This window comes from Georhizobium sp. MAB10, from assembly GCF_045012825.1.
In the GTDB taxonomy this organism is placed as follows: Bacteria; Pseudomonadota; Alphaproteobacteria; order Rhizobiales; family Rhizobiaceae; genus Georhizobium; species Georhizobium profundi.
In genome coordinates, this window is record NZ_CP118314.1 from 1,441,798 (window position 1) to 1,458,312 (window position 16,515).

The window sequence follows — 16,515 nt, forward strand, 5'->3', positions numbered from 1 at the left end:
TGGGATTGGCACCCATCCTTGTCCCGCCCAGCTGCGGTTCGCTGCTTCCCAGCCGCTAATTCAGAACGAATGAGAAGATCGTCGCATAGGCGACGACGATGGCGACGATGCCAATGGCGAGTGACAGGGCCACAATGGGGCGCATCGCTGTTCTCCCTCAGACCATGTCGAAGATTTCGTTGGTGATCGCGCCGAAGGATACTCCGAGCTTCAGGAGGTCCTGGCGTGCGGCGTCGGTCAGCGGCGTTGGCCCGCACAACATGTGCGGCCACTCGCGGCTGTCTTGAGGCAGATGGCGCTTCAGAATTTCGGCCGAGAGGCGGCCCGTTTCGCCGTCCCAATCCTCGGGAGGCTCTTCCAGCACGTGCACGACCTTCAAATCGATCCGGCCGGACAACTCAGCAAGTTCATCGCGGAAGGCGGCATCGTCCCAGGTCTTGTTGCAGTAGAACAGGACGGCAGGCCGCTTGTCACGTCTGGAATCCATCGCATGGAGGTTGGAGATCATGGGTGTGATGCCTACGCCGCCCGCGATCATGATAAAGCCGTCAGCGTCCGGGTGGGTGTCGATCGAAAACGTGCCGTAGGGACCGTCGAGATAGGCGACGGCGCCTTTTTCGACTTCCACCGCCTGTTCCGTGAAGTCGCCGAGTGCCTTGATCGACAGCGTCACGTCTGGACCATGCTCGGGCGGGGAGGAGATCGTGAAGGGGTGTTCCCCGAGACCAAATGGCGACCGCTCGAGCGTCAGCCAGGCGAATTGTCCCGGCTTATGGTTTCTCAGCGGCTTGCCTTGCGGCCTCAGCACGAGTTGGTGGACGCCGCCGTGATGGGCGATGTTGTCGACAACGATCCAGGGATTTCTCTTCTGGTTCCAAGGCTTGCCGATGCGTACCCAGAGCAGCATGGCCAGCCAACCTATGGTCACGCCCAACCAGAGAAAGCGCGTGCTTGGATCGGCAGTGAAACGCCCGACGCCGAGGACATGGGCGATGGCCGCGCCGAAGCCGATGATGGCGAGCGCCACGTGCAGATAGCGCCACCAGCCATATTCGAGCTTCAGCCACTTGCGCAGTTCTGATGTCACGACAAGCCCGGCGAAGCATAACAGCGCGAGGCGAGCGGCTGTCAGTTCCCAGCGCGCCTCGAGAGGATTGAGGACGCCCAGCGCTTCCTCGAACCAGAAGTACAGGATGCCGAAATGCGCGAGCATCAGGCCGAGCGCGCCGATCGCCATGTAGCGGTGGAAGACATAGACGATATCGATGCCGAAGGGGTGCGACAGCCGCCGGAAGCGGGCGGTCAAGGCAAATTGCAGCCCGGCCACGGCAAGCGCGCCGAAGCCGAAACCCATCGACAGATCGAACAGGAAGCCATTGCCCTCGACCCGCTCGCCGCGAAGAAGGACGAGAAAAGGCAGCGCCAGCACCGCCGGAATTGCCGCAATCCAGGCAATTTGCCTTACGGTTCGGCTCATGCGCGGCTCCCTTGAACGGTCAATGACACGGGCTTAGCGCCACGACCGGGCCGAAGGTGAAGATGATGCAGAACAAGGCCACGATGTTGAGCCTGTCTGCCGCCACGCCGATCGTGTCGCGGCGTTCATGCAGTTCCGATCGACGATAAAGACGGATCATTCCGATATTCGCGATACAGGCCAGCAGGGCGAGAGTGACGAGCACGATGCGCTGCAGCGACAGGCCGAACGCATAGTCGGTCATGTGCCAGCGAAAGGCACAGCCGAGCGTCAGCACCATGTAGAGCGTGAGGAAGGTGAGCGACCACAGGCCGAAACCGGCCACCAGCCACAGGATCGGAAAGCGTCTGACGGTTTCAGTCGCCGGGCCTTTCACGGCTGCTCTCCGCTCGGGATGTTGAAGCCGATGAGAAGCGGCAGCAGGAGGACGAGACCGACCCCAGCGAGCACCGACAGGGCGGTGTAGTCATGCCAAAGCTTGCCGATCCTGAGGTCGAGCGTCCGGCGCGCCGAAACATAGCCGGCGTGCTGACGCCATGCACCGAAGCCGGCGAATATTACGCCGAGGCCGGTATGCAATGCGCAGTAGCCGAGCACGACGAAGCTCGCTGCCAGATAGGCGTGGGTCGTCGGGTCGGCGATGGCGGTCGCCATCAGCCAGACGAGGATCAGACAGGCGCCGAACTGCGCCGCGGCCGCCAGCACATGGGGCATAAATGCCGAGCCGGATTTCTGCGCCGCAGCGATGCCACTGCGGGCCAGAAGGGGTGCTGCCGCTGCGAGCAGAACGGCCGCAAGTGGTAGGACGAGGCCCGGCTCCGCAACCGCGGGCGGCGGCCAGCCGGGAGCGACGAGCCAGAGAAACAGGACACCGAACAGCAGCGAGGTGTAGAGCGTTCCGTTGCCGACGAGCGCGAAGACCATCGCCCACCAGGAGGGCGGACGGTCGACCTCGTAATGAATCGGAAGGTTCAGACCGTTGCCGATCGGGAGAGGGCCGTGATCTTCGCGGAAACCGCATGGCCCCGTCCAGGCAAGCAGCAGAACGACCACGCCAGCCAGCGGAACGAGCGAGATCCAGTAGAGCTTGAAGAGCAGGCAGAGCACGAAGGCGCCGGTGGCGATCGCGGTATAGAGCGGCAGGAAGGTGGAGTTCGGCAGAAGCACGATGTGGTCGGGCTTTCCCGTCGTCATGTCGACGGCCAGCGTCTCCATCCAGCCATTGCGCGTGAACCCAAGATAGCCTTTGCCAGCGGCGAGCTCCGGGCCGATCTTTGCCGGCTCCAGTCCGTCGGCGCGCCGATCGATCTGCGGCAGTGACGCAAAAGCATAGGACGGAGGTGGCGTCGCTGTCGCCCATTCCAGCGTCCCTGCCTTCCAAGGGTCGCGACCATGCGCCTTGCCGAAGCGGACCTGAAGGATGATGTCGACCACGACGAGCGCGAAGCCGATCGTCATGATGAAGCCGCCGACCGATGACAGGAAGTTCAGCCACTCCCAGCCCACCCCGTCCGGATAGGTGTGGACACGCCGCGGCATCCCCCGAAGACCTGTCAGGTGCATCATGAAGAAGGTGATGTGGAAGCCGACGAAGATCAGCCAGAAGGCCGGCACGGACAGATGGTGCACCGGAAATTTGCCGGTGATGTGCGGCAGCCAGTAATAGGCCGCGGCGAGCATTGGGAAGACGAAGCCGCCGACCAGTACGTAGTGAAGGTGTGCCACGACGAAGTGGGTGTCGTGCGCCTGCCAGTCGAAGGGCACCATCGCCAGCATCACGCCGGTCAATCCGCCCATCACGAAGACGACGAAGAAGCCGACCATGTAAAGCATCGGCACATCGAAGCGCGGCCGGCCTTGGGAGAGCGTCGCGAGCCAGGCGAAGATCTGGACGGCGGTGGGAATGGCGACAAGGGCGCTCGCGGCCGAGAAGAAAGCCAGCGCCAGATGCGGAATGCCCACCGTGAACATGTGGTGGACCCACAGCCCGAAGGACAGGAAGCCGACCGCGATCGCAGCGACCACGATCGCGCCATAGCCGACGAGCCGGGTCTGCGCGAACACCGGCAGCATGGTAGAAATGGCGCCGGCGGCGGGAAGGAAGATGATGTAGACCTCCGGATGGCCGAAAAGCCAGAAGAGGTGCTGCCAAAGCAGCGAGTCGCCGCCCCGCAGCGGATCGAAGAAGGGCAGGTCGAAGGCCCGCTCCAGTTCCAGAAGCACCGAGGCGAGGATCATCGGCGGGAACCCGACCAGCATCATCAGGGCGACGACGAGCAGATACCAGGCGAAGATCGGCATGCGGGTGAGCGACATGCCCGGCGCCCGCAGCTTGAGGATCGAAACGGTAATCTCGACCGCGGCCGACATGGCCGAAATCTCGACGAATGTGATGCCGAGCAGCCAGACATCGGCGTTAATGCCCGGCGTATAGGTCGAGGAGGAAAGCGGCGTGTACATGAACCAGCCGCTGTCGGGCGCAACTCCGAAGAGCAGCGCGACGATCAGGATCGAGCCGCCGAAAATGTAACAATAGAAGCCGAATGCGGTGAGCCTCGGGAAGGCGAGGTCGCGTGCGCCGAGAAGCTTCGGCAGCAGGTAGATCGCGAAGCCCTCGAACATCGGAATCGCGAAGAGGAACATCATCACCGTGCCATGCATGGTGAAGACCTGATTGTAGATATCCGGTCCGAGGAAAGCGCTGTCGGCGGTCGCGAGCTGGATGCGGATCAGCATCGAAAGCACGCCGCCGATCGCAAAGAAGGTGAAGGCGGCGATCATGAACCGGCGGCCGAGCACGGTGTGATTGACGGCCGCCAGGCGTCCAAGCCCAGGCTTCGTGTCCCAGATTTTGGCCAGCGCATGGTGCAGGCGGATCGCGTCGCTGGCTGGTTCGGGCGTCGTCGTCATTGCGATGCTTCCGTTGCGGCGCCGCTCACGGTGGCGACGTAGTCTTCTGGTTCATGGGCTTCTACGGTGAAGTCCATGTTTGTGTGGCCGACGCCGCAAAACTCGGCGCAGACGCCGGCATAGGTGCCGGGCCGATCAGCCAGCAGGCGCAGAACATTCTCATGCCCCGGAATGGCGTCGAGCTTGCCGCCGAGCCGGGGCACCCAGAACGAATGAATGACGTCTTCGGCGGTGATGACAATGTCGACGGGCTCACCGGCGGGGATGTGCAACACCGAGATTGTTTCGGCAGCACCCTCGCGGTCAGGGTAGGAAAAGGTCCAGGCCCACTGGCTTGCCCGCGCCTCGACGCGCTCGGGTGCGCTGGCGAGGGGGCTGGCGATGAGCCTTTCGCCCATTGCGAGGGCGAAGATGACGAGGGCGGTCAACACGACGATCGGCATGGCGAGCCCGCCCCACACGATCCAGCGACGCGGCGAGAGGCTCTTGCCGAAGCCCGGCTTGAGAAGTGTTGCCAGAAGCAGGCCGATCGTCAGGACAAACAGGATGACCGAGCCGGCGAACATGACGTAGAAGAGATTTGCAATGGCACCCGCCGATGGCCCTGCCGGGTCAAGCGTGGACAGCGGGCCTGCGCAGCCGGCAAGCGTAGCGCCACCGGCGGCGAGGAACGTTGCCTTGATCCATAAGTTGCGGGCCGGCAAGGTAGCGCGGCGCGAACCCAACGGAGTGATGGAATGAGCGAAACGGAAAATCTCGAAAGCCCGGTGATCCAGAAGGTCGCCGAAAGCAAGATCGATTCCGCCATCGCCGTTGCCGGTCACCCGATCCATGCCATGAGTGTCCATTTTCCCATCGCGCTGGTCTTCGCCACGCTCGGTGCCGATGTGTTCTACTGGTGGAGCGGCGATGAGTTCTGGGTCAGGGCATCGGTCTGGTCGTCGGGTTTTGCCTTCGCCACGGGCGTTGCGGCCGGTCTGGTCGGCACAGCCGAACTGTTGTTCGTGCGCGGCATTCGCATTCGCGTGGCAAGCTGGACCCATGCGGTGGCAGCGATGACCCTGATCGCCATCATGGGCACCAATTGGGGCATGCGGCTTGCCGATGACGCCATGGTCCTGCCGCACGGACTTCTGCTGTCGGTCCTCGCGGGCATCATGGCCGGAATGGCCGGGTGGCACGGTGGCAAGCTTGTGTTCGATCATGGTGTCGGACTGGTCATAAATAGCGATCAATGAGAGGCTGGAACATGTCGCCAAGGGCGCCAGGCTCCGACAGGATGTCAGGCAGGAGCTGATCTCCGAGATCCGGCTTCAGCAGCACCACGCCAATGATCGCGGTCGCGACGATCACCGTGAGGATGGTCACGACGACTGCCCGCCAGGTCGAATAGGTCTCGCCTTCCCGGAACAGCCGGATGATGACGAGACCCGTCAGCACGTGGACGACCACGAGCAGCGCGACCAGCAAGAGCTTCAGATGGAACCACGGCTCGAAGGTCTCCTGCACGAGGATGAGCGCCGTGCCGGTCGCGATCGCGACGAAGGCGGCCGGTGAGATCAGGGCCACGTAGGCGAACCTGACCATGCCCTGCAGGCGATAAAGAGTATCGTCGTCACGCGCATGGGCGCGCTGGACGTAGAGCCCCGGCAGGCTAACGAGCCCGGCGCTCCAGATCGCAATCGTCGCGATGTGAAGGAATTTCAGCCATACCATCATCCTCGGTCATGCCCGGTGGATGCGGCGAGGCGCTCCTGGACGAGCGCTGACGAGAAGATCAGGGCGACCAGGAGGTAAGGCAGGGCAGCCGGTACCCACATGAGGATGCCCGCCAGCTGCTGGTCTGCCAGGGGCGACAGGCCGAACGCCTCTGTCGTCGCAATGTGGTGGCCATAAAGCGGCGTGCGGGCAAAGGTCAGCAGCGCTCCCAGCATGCCCATCTGAACGATCGAGCCGAAAAGCGCGGCCAGGGCCGGCAGACAATGCGCGCGGCGCGCTGCAAAGATCAGCTGCCACAGGAAGATGGCGGAACCGAGCAGCGTCATCTCCATGGCCCAATAGATCCAGTGGGACGACAGCGCGAACGCGTAGGGCGCCGGTGCATGCCAGATCCAGACGAAGATCGTGTGAACGAGAAACGCTGCCGACAGCAGCCCGGAGTTGCGCGGCCGGCGCATCGGCAAAGCGAGCGCGATCAGGGGGGCGGCGATCGCAATCAGCATCACATGGTGGAAGATTCGCGCCGAGAAGAGCGCGGAGCTCAGCGCGCAGAGCGGCGAGACGAACGCGATGAACAGTGTGGCAGAGGCAGCCACTGCGTAGAGCCGGCCGTGCCGCGTGGCTGAATTGCGCGAATTCGCGATGAGAAGGCCAGTCGTGACGAACAAAGCGCCCAGGAGGTACGGGTCGAAGTTCCAGCTCTGCCAGAGCGTGTCCGGCGTGGGGCTCGGGCCGCAATAGACCTCTGAATTCATGTGGGGCGCTTCCTTGCTGTCACGCGCATCCTTTCATTTCACGACGCGAATTCAAACTGAATTTGGTCAAAAAATCAGATCGGGCGGGATTGACCCGCCCGATCATATTGCTGCCTAGGCGATTCCGCAGCGGCGTGCCACCGCCTGGCAGACCGGCAATCTTCTTTCTACAGCTTTACTTTGAGTTCGCGTGCCCAAAGCCGCAGCTTCCCGCACATCTCGATGAAGCCCGGAATGTCTTCGGCGCTCTCGATTTGGACCACGCCCTCATCGATTTCGATCGCTGCTTTGTCCAACAACGGGCGGGCGTCCTCGACGAAGGCGATGAACTTGCAGTGCGCGAAAGCATCGGCGACGAAATCGCGCGCGGTGGCTTCCTTCACCAGTTTTTCCGCACCTTCCGGGCTGACGATGATGGCGACGGCATCGTAGAGAACCGAAGGGCCGCCATCGATCATCTGGTCGCCTTCGATGAAGGACCCGTCGGAGGCTTCCACGCCGCCGACCTTCGGAGCGACGATCTCTATGTTTGCACCTTCCTCGGCCAGAGCCGAGCGCAGGGCTTCTACCAGATCGGCGTCGCAACCGTCGCTGACCAGCACGCCGAGCTTGCGTCCCTCGAAGCTTTCGGGCCCATTCTGGATGATCGATAGGGCCGCCGATGGCTCCAGATCGTCGCGCGGGGAGACGGCGGCGTCAGCCGCTTCCGGCATTTCACGAATGCCGAGATTTTCGGCCACCATCGTCGCCAGCGCCTCGTCGATGTTGAGCAGATGCGCAACCATCCGTTCCCGGATTGCCAACGTCTCGACCTTGGAAAGCTCGAATGTCAAAGCCATCGCGATGTGCTTCTGCTCGACAGCTGTCTGGCTGCTATAGAATTGCCGCGCCTGACTATAGTGGTCGGCAAAGCTTTCGGCGCGCAGCCGGACCTTGGGGCCCTCGACCTCGTCGCGATAGGATCGATGACCGCGTTTGGGATCTTCGCGCGGACCCTCTCCCCACGAATTGGGCTGGTAGTTCGCTCTCCCGACGGGATTGCGCATCGCCATGTGCCCATCCTGCTGAAAGTTGTGCATCGGGCACTTGGGCGCATTGATCGGCAAATGCGTGAAGTTGGTGGAGCCCAACCGCTTCAGCTGCGTATCCAAATAGGAAAAATTGCGGCCCTGAAGCAGCGGATCGTTCGAGAAATCGATGCCGGGCGGGACGTTCTGTGTCATGAAGGCGACCTGCTCGGTCTCCGCGAAGAAATTGTCCGGCATGCGATCAAGCACGAGGCGACCAACCGGGATCGGCTTGATTACTTCTTCCGGTATCAGCTTGGTCGGATCGAGCACATCGAAGTCGAAGCTGTCGGCAAAGTCCTGGTCGAACAGCTGGACGCAGAGCTCCCATTCCGGAAAGTCGCCGGCCTGGATGGCGTCCCAGAGATCGCGGCGGTGGAAGTCGGGGTCGGCGCCGTTGATCTTCACGGCCTCGTTCCAAACCACGGATTGAAGCCCGAGCTTCGGCTTCCAGATGAACTTGACGAAGGTGGACTCGTCGTTCTCGTTCAACAACCGGAATGTGTGGACGCCGAAGCCTTCCATGAAGCGGAAGGAGCGCGGGATCGTCCGGTCCGACATAATCCACATGATCATGTGCATGGATTCCGGTGTCAGCGATATGAAGTCCCAGAAATTGTCGTGTGCCGACTGGGCCTGCGGAAAGCCGCGATCGGGCTCAGGCTTCACCGAGTGGACTACGTCGGGAAACTTGATCGGATCCTGGATGAAAAACACCGGAATATTGTTGCCGACAAGATCCCAGTTGCCTTCTTTGGTATAGAGTTTGACTGCGAAACCGCGCACGTCGCGTGCCAGATCAAACGAGCCTTTCGATCCTGCGACGGTGGAGAACCGCACGAAAGCCGGCGTCTTTTCGCCGGCGCGCTGAAAAATGTCGGCGCGGGTGAATTCCGCAAGTGAATCGTAAGTTTCGAAATAGCCGTGGGCACCGTAGCCACGCGCATGCACGACGCGCTCGGGAATGCGCTCGTGGTCGAAATGAAACATTTTCTCGCGAAAATGAAAGTCCTCGATCAAGGCAGGGCCGCGCTCGCCGTATTTCAACGTGTTCTGGTCGTCGGCCACCGGCACGCCATGCGCCGTTGTCAGGACTGGCTGGCCTTCCTCTGCCACCTGGTGGAGTTCGCCGCCATTGCCTCGCTGCAGTGTCAGATCATGCACGGTCGTCGTATCGGATCGGCGCGCGCCCCGCTTTTTCGTATCGGCCATGGTGGGGTCTTCCTTCTTGAGCTGATATCCCCCGCTTGAGGGGCATGTCGGCCGAAGCGCCGAGCAAGCGGTATGTTCCAGCTCTTGAGGGGTAGGCGGCGCGGCCTGACTCATTTCGTGATCGGCTAAAGCACGCTGCTACGTTGTCAAAGCGCCCGTGTTGTGCGAATGAACATTCGCTCTCATGTTGGATCGCGCGGTTTCCATGAATATTTCAGTGCTTCTCAAAGCGGCCGATACGCCGGAAACCGCCCAGGACTGCCGCCGGCGCCATATCATGGAAGCCGCCGAGCGCTGTTTCGCGCGATCCGGCTTTCACAAGACTTCGATGCAGGAGATCTGCGCGGAGGCGGCGATGAGCCCCGGCGCGCTCTATCGCTACTTCAAATCCAAGGAAGCAATCATCGAGGCCATTTGTCTCGACGAGAGGCAGCGCTGCCATGGCACGCTGGAGCCGCTTCTCGTGGAGGGCGATTTTACCGAAGCCTTCGTCGACATGGCCATGGCCTATTTCGAGCAGATGCGCCGGCCCGGTGCCACGCCCATGATGCTCGAAGTTTTTGCCGAGGGGCTTCGCAATGGCGCGGTTGGTAGAAACTTCCTCGAAAACGAGGCGATGGTGCGCGAGCACATCAGCGATTTCGTCAAACGGGCAGCGGATCGCGGCGACATCGATGCGACTGTCGACCACGATGCGGCGATCGGGATGATGATGGCGCTGGGTGAAGGCATCGTCATGCGTTCGGCGATCGATCCGGCGCTTGAGCCGGAGCGTATTCGCGCGATGCTGGCTGCGATGATCGATGCAGTGTTCGGGCGCGGAAAGCGCCGTTGAGAGACTTTTGTCGCCGCCGACCTTTGGCGGATGACGCAGACTGAATGGCATGCATTGTTGGAAACACGACCGCTCGATGGCTGTGGAGCCCATTTGCTCCTCAAAACTTCGATGCGCGTTTTTGCGGAACCAGTAACGATGACCGAAGCCTTGGATTTTCCTTCGCACATGCCACGTGCGGGTGACACGGTGGGGATGCGCGGATGGGCGATGCTCCTGTTCGCGGCGTCGCTTTTGGCTGCGCCCATGGCGCTGGCCCAAGAGCCGCCTCAGACCCCACAGGTGCGCGCCCCTGCGATTTCCACCGTCGAGGCACGTGAAGGCGAGATCGCGACGACTGCCACGGTCACCGGAACATTGGTTGCCCGCGAGGAAGTCATCGTCGGCGTCGACGTCGAAGGCTTCAGGATCGTGGAGGTGCTTGCTGAGGTCGGAGACACGGTCAAAGCAGGGCAGGTGCTGGCGCGCCTCGATGCAGCGACTATCGATATCCTGCTCGCCCAGAACACATCGCAATTGGCCAGGGCGGAAGCCGGTATCGCGCAGGCGCGTGCAAGCATCGCTCAGGCGGAAGCAGCCAAGCTCGAAGCCGACTCCGCGCTTGAACGGGCGCAGAGCTTGACGGGCAGCGGCGTGACCGCGCAGCAGACACTTGATCAGCGGATCGCCGCGGCAAGTTCAGCGGAAGCGCAGCTGAATTCAGCGCGTCAGGGCCTTGAGCTTGCCATTGCCGACAAGGCGCTCGTTGAAGCGCAGCGCCGCGAAATCGACCTGAACATGACCAAGACCGAGATCAAGGCGCCGACCGATGGTCTGGTGCTGTCGCGCTCGGCCCGGATTGGCGCGGTCGCTTCGCCTTCAGCCGAGCCGCTCTTCCGCCTTGCCGAGGACGGCGATGTGGAATTGAGCGCGGATGTCACGGAAACGAGCCTTGCGTCGCTCGCAACCGGCATGGCGGTTCATGTTACCCCGGCGGGCTTTTCGCAGCCCGTGGAAGGCGAGGTCCGGCTGATCTCCCCGCAGATCAACGCGGCCAGTCGACTTGGCGAGATGCGGGTTTCACTCGAAGCCAATCCCGCGCTTAGGCCCGGCGCCTTCGCACGCGGCGTCGTCGAGGTGGCGAGCTCCAATGGTGTCATCATTCCTCTGTCCGCTCTCGTCGTGGTCGATGGCGAAGCCACCGTGCAGGCTGTGGTCGATGGTCGTATCGAGACCCGAACTGTGACGACCGGCCTGCGGACGGCTGACCGCGTCGAAGTGTTGACGGGTCTTGAGGCGGGCGAAGTGATCGTCAGGCGGGCCGGTTCCTTCGTGCGCGACGGCGATGCCGTGACAGCTGTGGCTCAGGCCGAGAGCGGGGATCAATAGCCATGAACTGGAACATTTCCGCCTGGTCGATCCGCAACCCGGTCCCGTCCATTCTTCTCTTCGTCGTGCTGGTGGTTCTCGGTTGGGTTTCGTTTCTGAACCTGCCGATCACGCGGTTTCCGAACATCGACGTGCCGGTCATCTCCGTCGTCATTACCGAGTCCGGTGCTGCGCCGGCCGAGCTTGAAACGCAGGTCACGAAGCTTGTCGAAGACAGCGTTGCCGGCATCGCCGGGATCGACGACATCCAGTCGACCGTCACGGACGGTCAGTCCGTCACCTCTGCGATCTTTCGGCTCGAGGTCGATACCGATCAGGCGTTGAACGACGTCAAGGATGCGGTCGCCGAAATTCGAGCCGACCTGCCGCGCACCATCGACGAACCGATCATCAGCCGCGTCAACGTCGAGAACCAGTCGATCGTCACCTATGCGGCGTCCGCGCCGGGCATGACGCCTGAAGAACTTTCCTGGCTTGTCGACGATGCGGTGATCCGCGAGTTGCAGGGCCTGCCGGGTGTCGGCCAGGTAGACCGCATGGGCGGCGTAACGCGCGAAATCCACGTCGAGCTCGATCCCGATCGCCTTCTGTCGCTCGGCATCACCGCGACCGAGGTCAATGCGCAGCTGCGCGCGACCAACGTCAACCTGCCGGGTGGACGCGGCGATTTCGGCGGCCAGGAACAGACGATCCGAACGCTGGCCTCAGCCGATTCCATCGAGACGCTCTCCCAGACGAGCATCGCGCTTTCCGGCGGCCGCACCGTCCGCCTCGGCGAGATCGGAACGATCTCGGACAGCTGGGAGGAGCCGCGCTCCTTCGCTTCGCTCGATGGCAACCCGGTCGTGTCCTTCTCCATCTACCGCGCGAAGGGCGCGAGCGACACGTCGGTGGCCGATGCCGCTGCTGCCAAGGTGGCGGAACTTGCCGCGCTTTATCCGGACGTGACCTTCTCGAAGATCGACGACAGCGTCACCTATACCTATGGCAACTTCGAATCCGCGATGCACACGCTGGTCGAAGGGGCGGCCCTCGCGGTCATCGTGGTGTTCCTCTTCCTGCGGGACTGGCGGGCAACGCTGGTTGCGGCCGTGACCCTGCCGCTGGCGGCCATTCCCACCTTCTGGGCGCTGGACATGATGGGCTTTTCGCTCAACCTCGTCAGTCTGCTCGCCATTACGCTCGTCACCGGCATTCTGGTCGATGATGCGATCGTGGAAATCGAGAACATCGTTCGACACATGCGCATGGGCAAATCGCCCTATCGCGCGGCGATGGAGGCGGCCGACGAAATCGGCCTTGCCGTCATCGCGATCACGCTCACCATCATCGCGGTTTTCGCGCCGGTGTCCTTCATGGGCGGCGTCGCAGGCCAGTACTTCAAGCAGTTCGGCCTCACTGTTGCCGTTGCCGTCTTCTTCTCGCTGCTCGTCGCGCGTCTCATCACGCCGATGATGGCAGCGTATTTCATGAAGAACCATGGGGACGAAGACGAGCGCGAAGGCTGGTTGCTGCGCGGCTATACGCGCTTCTTGCGCGCAACGTTGCGCTTCCGTTTTGTGACGCTGGCTGTCGGCGTCGGGCTATTTGCAGCTTCGGTCTGGAGCATCGGTTTTCTGCCGACCGGCTTCATTCCGCGCGAAGATTCCTCGCGTGTCGTGACGTCGGTTGAGCTGCCGCCGGGCTCCACGCTCGACGACACCCGCGAGACCACCAATGCGATCGCCGCCAGCCTCAAGGAAATTCCCGAAGTGGCTTCGGTCATGGTCGTTGGGGGCTCTAGTCCTACGGGGACGCTCGAAGTGCGCCGCGCGTCGATCATCACCAATCTTGTGCGCAAGGGTGAGCGCGAGCGTACGCAGTTTGCCGTCGAAGAAGATATGGCTGTGCGCATGGCACAGGTGCCCGACATACGCTTCTTCAACGTCAATGAACGTGGCGAACGCGAATTGTCGGTTGGAGTTCTCGGCCAGGATGGCGCTGCGGTCGCGGAAGCGGCGCGCATGCTCGAGGAAGAGATGCGCGACACGCCAATGTTCTCCAACCCCTCGGCGATGTCGGCGTTCGATCGGCCTGAAATCCGCATCACGCCACGGCTCGACCAGGCGGCCGATCTCGGTATCGCGCCTGAGCTGATCTCGCAGACGATCCGTGTCGCCACCATCGGCGATGCGGGTGCCAATCTCGCTAAGTTCAACCTGCCGAACCGGCAGATTCCGATCAAGGTCCAGCTGAGCGACGTGGCGCGCAACGATCTGGCGACCATTCAGGCCATGCGCATCCCGACGGGCAGCGGCGGCACCGTTCCGCTGACGGCGGTCGCCGATGTGAGCTACGGTCAAGGCGCGTCGACGATCGACCGCTTCGACCGCGAGCGGCTGGTCAAGGTCGGCACGGGCATGGCTGCGGGCTACGAGATCGGGCAGGGCACCGAATGGATCATGGCGAGCGAGGCGGTGAAGAACTTCCCCGCCGGTGTGCGCATTCAGGAAACGGGCGACGCGGAAATCCAGGCCGAGGTGTTCGCGGGCTTCGCGACAGCCATGGGTGCCGGCATCATGATGGTGCTGTGCGTGCTCATCCTGCTGTTCGGCTCGTTCTTTCTGCCGATCACGATCCTGGCGTCCCTGCCTCTGTCGATCGGCGGTGTAGTGCTCGCGCTTCAGCTGACAAACAATGCCGTCTCCATGCCGGTTGTCATCGGTATCCTCATGCTGATGGGCATCGTGACGAAGAACTCGATCATGTTGGTCGATTTCGCCGTCGAGCAGGAAAAGCACGGCATGCCGCAGATCGATGCCATCGTCGATGCAGGCCGCAAGCGCGCGCGGCCGATCATCATGACAACACTCGCCATGGCTGCCGGCATGGTGCCGGCCGCGCTTGGCACGGGCGAGGGCGGTGAGTTCCGGGCGCCCATGGCCATTGCGGTCATCGGCGGACTGCTCGTCTCGACGCTCCTGTCGCTGATCTTCATTCCGTCTTTCTACACGCTGATGGACGACCTGACGCACCAGGCCTCGCGCCTGGCCGGCTGGATCCTCAAGCCCAACGCGCCGGATGAGCCTGATCTTCCGACGGGTGGTCATGGTGGCCGGGACGAGGGGACTGAGCAGGACGATCGCAAGCGGTATCCCATGCCGATCGCGGCTGAGTGAGCCTGATCAAATCCGGCCGCGTCTGAAATCGCGGCCGGCACGCTGATCGCGTCAAAACGTCTATTGGCAAAATGCAACTCTGCTCCATCTTCTCAGTTACTCATATAACAACAAGAAGGAGCATGCCGTGAGCAAAGCACAGAAGGCGCTGGATCCCAAGCCGCGCGAAGAAAACGTCAATTTCGGTCTCGACGACAAGGCGCGCGGGACGATTGCGCAGAACCTGTCGGCCATCCTGGCGGACACCTATGCGCTTCTGGTCAAGACGCACATCTATCACTGGAACGTCGTCGGACCGTTGTTCCACTCGATCCACGAGATGACCGAGGTGCAGTACAACGATCTGTTCAAGGCGACGGACGAGATCGCCGAGCGCATTCGTGCTCTGGGCTACCGTGCGCCTGTCGTCGGCAACAAGGGGCACGATATCGTCATCGAGCTCGGCGCCGAGAGCAAGACGGCGCATGAGATGATCGAAGATCTTATCTCCGAGCATGAGAGCACCATTCGCAAGATGCGCGAAGCTGCGGAAGTCGCCGAAGAGGCGGACGACTTCGTCTCGCACGACATGCTCGTTGGTCGCATGACCATTCACGAAAAGACTGTCTGGATGCTGCGCGCGCTCGTCACCGAATGAGCTGCGTCGTTTCGATGTAAGGAAAAGGCCGCACGCCAATCGCGTGCGGCCTTTTTCATTTGAGCGGGAGGTCAAGTCTGGCGGGCCCCTATGCTCCCGCTGCAGTATCAAACATCATCCGCTGCCAAATTTGTATGCATGCTGCGTCTTCTGAGGGCGTCTTGTATACAATTTTGTGTTTGCTGCGGAGCCCGAAGCTCTACGAAACGACTGATCCTCCGATCTGGCATGCTCATTGCTAGCCAATGTGCGCATCTTCCCAAGCGCACTTTCAGATCCGAGGACACTGCATGAAACGCCGCAACTTTCTGACAGCATCTGCGTTCGCCACGGCCAGCGTTCCACTGGCCGCGCCGTCGATCGCGAGGGCCCAGGACACATTCACCTGGCAGATGACGAATGCCTATGGGCCCGGCTCGCCTTTTTACGTGGAAGGTCCGGGTAGCCCGACGGATTTCTGTGCCAAGGTCGAGCGCATGTCGGGTGGCCGGTTGCGGATCCAGCATTTTGCTGCGGGCGAACTGATCCCGGCACTGGAAGGTTTCGACGCCGTCTCATCCGGCACGGTACAGATGAATGCGGCAAACTCCTATTTCTGGGCCGGCCGCGTGCCTGCCGCTCAATATTTCACCACGGTCCCGTTCGGCCTCAACTTCCAGGGCCAGAATGCCTGGCTCTATCATGGCGGCGGCATGGAACTGTGGGACGAGCTCTATGAGCCGCTCGGCGTCAAGGCGCTGCCCATGGGCAACACGGGCGTGCAGATGACCGGCTGGTTCCGCGAGCCGATCGAAACTGTCGAAGACTTCCGCGGTCTCGTCATGCGTATTCCGGGTCTTGCCGGACGCGTCTATGCGACGCTCGGCGTCGATGTCCGCCTTCTGCCGGGCGGTGAAATCTTCCCGGCTCTCGAGCGCGGCGTCATCGATGCGGCCGAGTTCGTCGGTCCCTACCAGGATCGTCGCCTCGGCCTGCAAAACGCGGCGAAGTACTACTACACCACTGGCTGGCACGAGCCGTGCAACGTCACTGAACTTCTGATCAACCGGGCAGCTTGGGATTCGCTGCCCGACGATCTGAAGGCGATCGTCGAAGCGGCCGCCATGGCCTGCAGTCTGGAAAGCCACACCTGGTGCGAAGCCACCAACGCGGAAGCGCTGGCTGACCTGGTCGAAAACGAAGGCGTCATCGCCGACACGCTGCCGGAGGCTGTGGTCGAGGCACTGCGCGAGGCCACCATGGCCGTGCTGGAGGAGGGTGCCGCCGCCGATCCGAGTGTGCGCAAGGTCCACGACGCGTTCATGGCGTTCAAGGCCCAGCACGACCAATGGTCGGGCGTTTCGGAGCGGCCGTTCCACAACATGGCCGGCTGATTGC

At 62.2% G+C, this 16,515-nt stretch carries 13 protein-coding genes; 6 read left to right on the forward strand and 7 right to left on the reverse strand.

What is annotated here, in order from left to right:
• Positions 1-157: 157 nt before the first annotated feature.
• Genes PU133_RS06540 through coxB form a run of 4 tightly spaced genes read right to left on the reverse strand, consistent with a single transcriptional unit; the run spans position 158 to position 5,091 of the window.
• A complete protein-coding gene (locus PU133_RS06540) occupies positions 158-1,477 on the reverse strand; it encodes a ferric reductase-like transmembrane domain-containing protein (RefSeq protein ID WP_404863979.1) in 1,320 nt (439 codons plus the stop codon).
• A 19-nt stretch (positions 1,478-1,496) separates the two neighbouring features.
• Positions 1,497-1,853 carry a hypothetical protein gene (locus PU133_RS06545; RefSeq protein WP_404863980.1) on the reverse strand — a complete coding sequence of 119 codons (357 nt, stop codon included), beginning with the start codon at positions 1,851-1,853 and terminating at the stop codon, positions 1,497-1,499.
• On the reverse strand, positions 1,850-4,387 hold the full coding sequence (gene ctaD, locus PU133_RS06550; protein ID WP_404863981.1) for a cytochrome c oxidase subunit I: 2,538 nt from the start codon (positions 4,385-4,387) through the stop codon (positions 1,850-1,852). The genes PU133_RS06545 and ctaD overlap by 4 nt, the downstream gene beginning before the upstream one ends.
• Positions 4,384-5,091 (reverse strand): cytochrome c oxidase subunit II, encoded by a 708-nt coding sequence (gene coxB / locus PU133_RS06555; protein ID WP_245451463.1) that lies wholly within the window; start codon positions 5,089-5,091, stop codon positions 4,384-4,386. Before coxB ends, ctaD begins: the two co-directional genes overlap by 4 nt.
• A 33-nt stretch (positions 5,092-5,124) precedes the next feature.
• On the opposite strand from coxB, the gene PU133_RS06560 reads away from it, so the two are divergent.
• On the forward strand, positions 5,125-5,625 hold the full coding sequence (locus PU133_RS06560) for a DUF2231 domain-containing protein (protein ID WP_404863982.1): 501 nt from the start codon (positions 5,125-5,127) through the stop codon (positions 5,623-5,625).
• On the opposite strand, the gene PU133_RS06565 is transcribed toward PU133_RS06560, so the two are convergent.
• The 3 genes from PU133_RS06565 to PU133_RS06575 all read right to left on the reverse strand — a co-directional run bounded on the left by PU133_RS06565 (position 5,606) and on the right by PU133_RS06575 (position 9,140).
• Positions 5,606-6,106: a CopD family protein gene (locus PU133_RS06565; RefSeq protein ID WP_404863983.1), complete on the reverse strand. Its 501-nt coding sequence runs from the start codon at positions 6,104-6,106 to the stop codon at positions 5,606-5,608. The two genes, PU133_RS06560 and PU133_RS06565, sit on opposite strands and share 20 nt — an antisense overlap.
• On the reverse strand, positions 6,103-6,861 hold the full coding sequence (locus PU133_RS06570) for a cytochrome c oxidase assembly protein (RefSeq protein WP_404863984.1): 759 nt from the start codon (positions 6,859-6,861) through the stop codon (positions 6,103-6,105). Before PU133_RS06570 ends, PU133_RS06565 begins: the two co-directional genes overlap by 4 nt.
• A gap of 167 nt (positions 6,862-7,028) precedes the next feature.
• Positions 7,029-9,140, reverse strand: a complete 2,112-nt coding sequence (locus PU133_RS06575) for a catalase (protein WP_404863985.1) — start codon at positions 9,138-9,140, stop codon at positions 7,029-7,031.
• A 205-nt stretch (positions 9,141-9,345) separates the two neighbouring features.
• On the opposite strand from PU133_RS06575, the gene PU133_RS06580 reads away from it, so the two are divergent.
• The 5 genes from PU133_RS06580 (at position 9,346) to PU133_RS06600 (ending at position 16,511) form a co-directional block, all read left to right on the forward strand.
• Entirely contained in the window at positions 9,346-9,975 is a 630-nt protein-coding gene (locus tag PU133_RS06580; protein WP_164527815.1) for a TetR/AcrR family transcriptional regulator, read from the forward strand.
• Positions 9,976-10,113: 138 nt separating this feature from the next.
• Positions 10,114-11,343 (forward strand): efflux RND transporter periplasmic adaptor subunit, encoded by a 1,230-nt coding sequence (locus tag PU133_RS06585; protein ID WP_404863986.1) that lies wholly within the window; start codon positions 10,114-10,116, stop codon positions 11,341-11,343.
• Positions 11,344-11,345: 2 nt separating this feature from the next.
• The gene (locus tag PU133_RS06590) at positions 11,346-14,501 is read left to right on the forward strand and encodes an efflux RND transporter permease subunit (RefSeq protein WP_404863987.1); all 3,156 of its coding nucleotides are present in this window, start codon (positions 11,346-11,348) and stop codon (positions 14,499-14,501) included.
• Between the two features lie 148 nt (positions 14,502-14,649).
• A complete protein-coding gene (locus PU133_RS06595) occupies positions 14,650-15,138 on the forward strand; it encodes a Dps family protein (RefSeq protein ID WP_404864460.1) in 489 nt (162 codons plus the stop codon).
• A 290-nt stretch (positions 15,139-15,428) separates the two neighbouring features.
• A complete protein-coding gene (locus PU133_RS06600) occupies positions 15,429-16,511 on the forward strand; it encodes a TRAP transporter substrate-binding protein (protein ID WP_404863988.1) in 1,083 nt (360 codons plus the stop codon).
• The last annotated feature ends 4 nt before the right edge of the window (positions 16,512-16,515 follow it).

Bases quoted from the DNA above. Each gene is read 5' to 3' on its own strand.
- PU133_RS06540 (WP_404863979.1), bottom strand. From the start codon at position 1,477: ATGAGCCGAACCGTAAGGCAAATTGCCTGGATTGCGGCAATTCCGGCG.
- ctaD (WP_404863981.1), bottom strand. From the start codon at position 4,387: ATGACGACGACGCCCGAACCAGCCAGCGACGCGATCCGCCTGCACCAT.
- PU133_RS06560 (WP_404863982.1), top strand. From the start codon at position 5,125: ATGAGCGAAACGGAAAATCTCGAAAGCCCGGTGATCCAGAAGGTCGCC.
- PU133_RS06565 (WP_404863983.1), bottom strand. From the start codon at position 6,106: ATGATGGTATGGCTGAAATTCCTTCACATCGCGACGATTGCGATCTGG.
- PU133_RS06570 (WP_404863984.1), bottom strand. From the start codon at position 6,861: ATGAATTCAGAGGTCTATTGCGGCCCGAGCCCCACGCCGGACACGCTC.
- PU133_RS06575 (WP_404863985.1), bottom strand. From the start codon at position 9,140: ATGGCCGATACGAAAAAGCGGGGCGCGCGCCGATCCGATACGACGACC.
- PU133_RS06580 (WP_164527815.1), top strand. From the start codon at position 9,346: ATGAATATTTCAGTGCTTCTCAAAGCGGCCGATACGCCGGAAACCGCC.
- PU133_RS06585 (WP_404863986.1), top strand. From the start codon at position 10,114: ATGACCGAAGCCTTGGATTTTCCTTCGCACATGCCACGTGCGGGTGAC.
- PU133_RS06590 (WP_404863987.1), top strand. From the start codon at position 11,346: ATGAACTGGAACATTTCCGCCTGGTCGATCCGCAACCCGGTCCCGTCC.
- PU133_RS06600 (WP_404863988.1), top strand. From the start codon at position 15,429: ATGAAACGCCGCAACTTTCTGACAGCATCTGCGTTCGCCACGGCCAGC.